Raw genomic sequence first — 4,154 nt, 5'->3', positions numbered from 1 at the left:
ATGTCTTCCGCCTTGACGATATGGCGGTGCATCGGCGACAGCTGCTTGTCGCGCGAGATCATGATCTTTTCCGCATAAAGCATGCCGCCGCCCCTTTTCAGGTCTTCCTGATTGCCGTTGCGGGTGGTGAACAGGAAGAGGCCAAGTTCGTCAAACTTGCCCTGGCCATAGTCGGTAATGTCCCAGCCAAGCCGCGCCTTCAAAATGGCTTGCGAATCCGTGGCTGTGCGGGCTTTCAATTCTTCCGGTGACCAATAGGCAAAGGGGGGCATGACATAGCCGAAGGAACGGATGAACTTGTCACTCTCGCGGATGATCTCATTGACCTCGGAACGCTTCATTTTCAAATTTTTCCTTCATCTCAATTAGGCGACCAGCTCCGCCGGGGGTGTCTTTGCGCCGGTCATGAAAGCGACGGCGTCGGACATCGTATAGTCCTTCGGATTGATGACGCAAAGACGTTTTCCGAGACGATGGATATGAATTCGATCCGCAACCTCGAAGACGTGCGGCATGTTGTGCGAAATCAAAACGATCGGCAGTCCGCGTCTCTTCACGTCCTGGATCAGTTCAAGCACGCGCCGCGATTCCTTGACGCCGAGCGCAGCCGTCGGTTCGTCCATGATCACGACCTTGGAGCCGAACGCGGCGGCGCGGGCAACGGCCACGCCCTGGCGCTGGCCGCCCGAAAGTGTCTCCACCGCCTGGCCGATGTTCTGGATGGTCATCAGGCCAAGCTCTGTCAGCTTGTCGCGGGCCCGCTTTTCCATGGCCTTGCGGTCAAGCATCCGGAACCAGCTGCCCATGACGCCCGGCTTGCGGATCTCGCGCCCCAGAAACATGTTGTCGGCGATCGAAAGCGCCGGCGAAAGGGCAAGGTTCTGATAGACCGTCTCGATGCCGGCGTCGCGTGCCTCCATGGGCGAACGGAAGTGAATTGTCTTGCCATCGAGCTTGATCTCGCCGTCGTCCGGATGGATCGCGCCGGAAATGGCCTTGATGAGCGAGGATTTTCCCGCGCCGTTATCGCCGATCACCGCAAGCACCTCGCCATTGTAAAGGTCAAAATCAGCATAATCGAGGGCGGTAACGCGGCCATAGCGCTTGACCAGTCCGCGGGCGGTAAGAAGGGGTTCGCTTTGCATCAGCCTGCTACCTTTCTGATCCACTGATCGATTGCGACGGCGAGGATGATCAGGACGCCAATGATGAGGTAGGTCCATTGCACGTCGGTGCCGTACATGCGCATGCCGAAAGAGAACACACCAACAATGAGTGCGCCGAAGAGCATGCCGAGGATGGAGCCGCGGCCACCGAACAGCGACATACCGCCGATCACCACAGCCGTGATCGACTCAATATTGGCAAACTGGCCGATCTGCGGTGAAACCGAACCATTGCGTCCAATCGATGCCCAGCCGGCCAGCGCACAGATGAGACCGGCAAGGACATAGACGGTGATCAAGACGCGCTTGGTCCTGACGCCGGAAAGCTTGGCTGCCTCCGGATCGTCGCCTATGGCATAGACATGCCGGCCCCAGGCGGTGTGGTTGAGCACATACCAGAGAATGGCGATGAGGATCAGCATGGCGAAAACGCCATAGGTGAAGGTGGCCCCGCCAATGTTGATCTTCTCGCCGAAGAACTGCAGCAAGGGTGCGTTCGCCTCGATATCCTGGGCCCGGATCGTCTCGTTGGCCGAGTAGATGTAGGTCGTGGCAAGGAAGATCTGCCAGGTGCCGAGGGTGACGATGAAGGGCGGAAGCTTGATCGAGGCGATGAGAACGCCATTGATGAAGCCGCACAAGGCACCGAGCGCAATGCCGCAAAGGATCGAGATTTCGACCGGCATGCCGTAGCGAAAGGTAAACTGGCCCATGACCACCGATGTCAGCACCATGATGGCGCCGACCGAAAGGTCGATGCCGGCAGTAAGGACCACCAGTGTCTGCGCGGCGCCGACAATGCCGACGATGGCCACCTGTTGCAGGATGAGCGAGAGCGCAAATGGCGTAAAGAACCGCGCTCCGACGATGATGGCGAAGATCACCAGCGAAAGCACGAGAACGATCAGGGGCACGGAGGCCGGGCTCGAATGCAGGAAATGGCGGATCTTCTCGAGCGGGCTTCGCTCATGCGAGTCGAAACTGGCGACCGCTGTCGCACTTTGCGTGAGAACGCGTTCGAACTCCTGCCCGGGCTGAGATTTGGTGTTGGTCTCCGTCATGGATGGGCCCTCCCCTAAACCGCTGAAGTCGCAGAGAGAACGTTACACCGTCCTCTCTGCAGCTGCTTGCTTTTTTGTTGTTTCAAACCGGGATCAGCCCCAGCACTTGGCCGTACCGGTCTTCACGTCAATGGATTCGAGACCCTTGACCGGCTTGTCGGTGATGAGGGCGACACCGGTGTCGAAGAAGGATTTGCCTTCGGTCGGTTTCGGCTTTTCGCCGGTGTCGGCGAACTTCTTGATCGCCTCGATGCCGAGCGAGGCCATCAACAACGGATATTGCTGCGATGTCGCGCCGATGACGCCGGCCTCGACGTTCTTGACGCCCGGGCAGCCGCCGTCAACGGAAACGATGAGGACATCCTTTTCCTTGCCGACAGCTTTCAGAGCCTCATAGGCGCCGGCAGCGGCCGGTTCATTGATCGTGTGCACGACACTGATGCTCGGATCTTTCTGCAGAAGGCTTTCCATGGCCTTGCGCCCGCCTTCTTCGTTGCCGTTCGTCACGTCGTGGCCGACAATGCGTGGGTCCTTCTCATCGCCAATCTTGTTGATGTCGACAACGTCGATGCCAAAGCCCTTCATGAAGCCCTGGTCGCGCAAGACGTCGACGGTGGGTTGCGATGGTGCCAGGTCAAGGAAGGCGATTTTGGCGTCCTTGGCCTTGTCGCCGAGCGTGCCGGCGGCCCATTTGCCGATGAGTTCGCCGGCCAGGAGATTGTCGGTCGCAAAGGTTGCATCGGCCGCATCGGCAGGATCAAGCGGGGTATCGAGGGCAATCACAAGTATGCCGGCATCGCGCGCCTGCTTGACGGAGGAAACGATGCCGGCCGTGTCGGATGCCGTCAGGAGGATGCCCTTGGCGCCATCGGCGATGCAGGTCTCGATGGCAGCCACCTGGCTTTCGCTGTCGCCGTCGATCTTGCCGGCATAGGTCTTAAGGTCAACGCCGAGCTCCTTTGCCTTTGCGACCGCGCCTTCCTTCATCTTGACGAAGAACGGATTGGTATCCGTCTTTGTAATAAGGCACGCACCGACACCGGCTGCTTGTGCCGGAGCCGCAAAGGCGGCGATCGCCACGGCGGCGGCACCCAAGATGGTTGACTTCAGATAAATGCTTTTGCGCATGTCACTTCCTCCCAAAAAATCGCGCCAGTCCGCGATGGGCCGGCGCCCTGCCGGTCCCTTGTTCAACTTCAAACATCTCGGACAGTTATCCTCCCGGCCAAGTGTTGCACGCTAGCAAATACCACTCGCCGCACCCTGTCAACATTAATAAATCACTCTGATTTAATATTGACACCCTTGATCGTTGCCGCCATTGTCTGCACACATCGGGAGGAGTCCCATTTGGGCATTCGAGTTACCGAGCGGCCGGGTATGGGAGGAACCAGACCACCGCTCCACCACGGCACAAATCAAAGCGGCATGCGCGAGCACAATGAGCGCGTTGTGCTGTCCTTGCTGCGCCAGCACGGCAGCCTCGCCAAGACCGCCATCGCCCGGTTGACCGGCCTTTCTGCCCAGACGAGTTCGATCATCATGCGCATGCTGGAGAAAGACGAGCTTTTGACGCGCGAAGAACCGTTGCGCGGGCGCATCGGCCAGCCGCTTATCCCGATGTCCCTCAATCCGGAGGGCGCCTTTTTCTTCGGATTGAAGATCGGTCGGCGCAGCGCGCATCTGGTCCTTATCGATTTTGTCGGCAACATCCGCTCCTTGCTTCGCGTCCCATATGACTATCCGGCTCCAGAACCGATCTTCGCGTTTGCCGCCGCGGCGATCAAAGAGACGACAAAGGGATTGACCCGCAAGCAGCGCGAGCGCATTGCCGGCATTGGCATTGCTGCGCCGTTCGAACTGTGGAAATGGGCCGATACGCTCGGCGGCCCGCAAGACGTCATGGATGAGTGGCGAGATTGCGATG

5 protein-coding genes are annotated in these 4,154 nt (G+C 59.0%); 1 reads left to right on the top strand and 4 read right to left on the bottom strand.

Annotation, left to right across the window (positions count from 1 at the left end; genetic code table 11):
* From AAAB35_RS23500 to AAAB35_RS23485, 4 genes are all read right to left on the bottom strand, one after another.
* On the bottom strand, positions 1 to 341 hold a 341-nt coding region (locus tag AAAB35_RS23500), incomplete at its 3' end, for a D-lyxose/D-mannose family sugar isomerase (RefSeq protein WP_340670693.1).
* A 24-nt stretch (positions 342 to 365) separates the two neighbouring features.
* The gene (locus AAAB35_RS23495) at positions 366 to 1,145 is read right to left on the bottom strand and encodes an ATP-binding cassette domain-containing protein (RefSeq protein WP_340670692.1); all 780 of its coding nucleotides are present in this window, start codon (positions 1,143 to 1,145) and stop codon (positions 366 to 368) included.
* The gene (locus tag AAAB35_RS23490) at positions 1,145 to 2,227 is read right to left on the bottom strand and encodes an ABC transporter permease (protein ID WP_340670691.1); all 1,083 of its coding nucleotides are present in this window, start codon (positions 2,225 to 2,227) and stop codon (positions 1,145 to 1,147) included. Before AAAB35_RS23490 ends, AAAB35_RS23495 begins: the two co-directional genes overlap by 1 nt.
* 93 nt (positions 2,228 to 2,320) lie before the next feature.
* Positions 2,321 to 3,337 (bottom strand): sugar ABC transporter substrate-binding protein, encoded by a 1,017-nt coding sequence (locus tag AAAB35_RS23485; protein WP_340670696.1) that lies wholly within the window; start codon positions 3,335 to 3,337, stop codon positions 2,321 to 2,323.
* Between the two features lie 270 nt (positions 3,338 to 3,607).
* On the opposite strand from AAAB35_RS23485, the gene AAAB35_RS23480 reads away from it, so the two are divergent.
* A partial coding sequence (locus tag AAAB35_RS23480) for a winged helix-turn-helix transcriptional regulator (protein ID WP_340670694.1) occupies positions 3,608 to 4,154 on the top strand: 547 nt, incomplete at its 3' end.

It is taken from the genome of Phyllobacterium sp. (assembly GCF_037994425.1).
Taxonomy (GTDB): domain Bacteria; phylum Pseudomonadota; class Alphaproteobacteria; order Rhizobiales; family Rhizobiaceae; genus Phyllobacterium.
The sequence above is the reverse complement of the archived record's forward strand: the minus strand, read 5'-3'. Positions and strand labels throughout refer to the sequence as shown.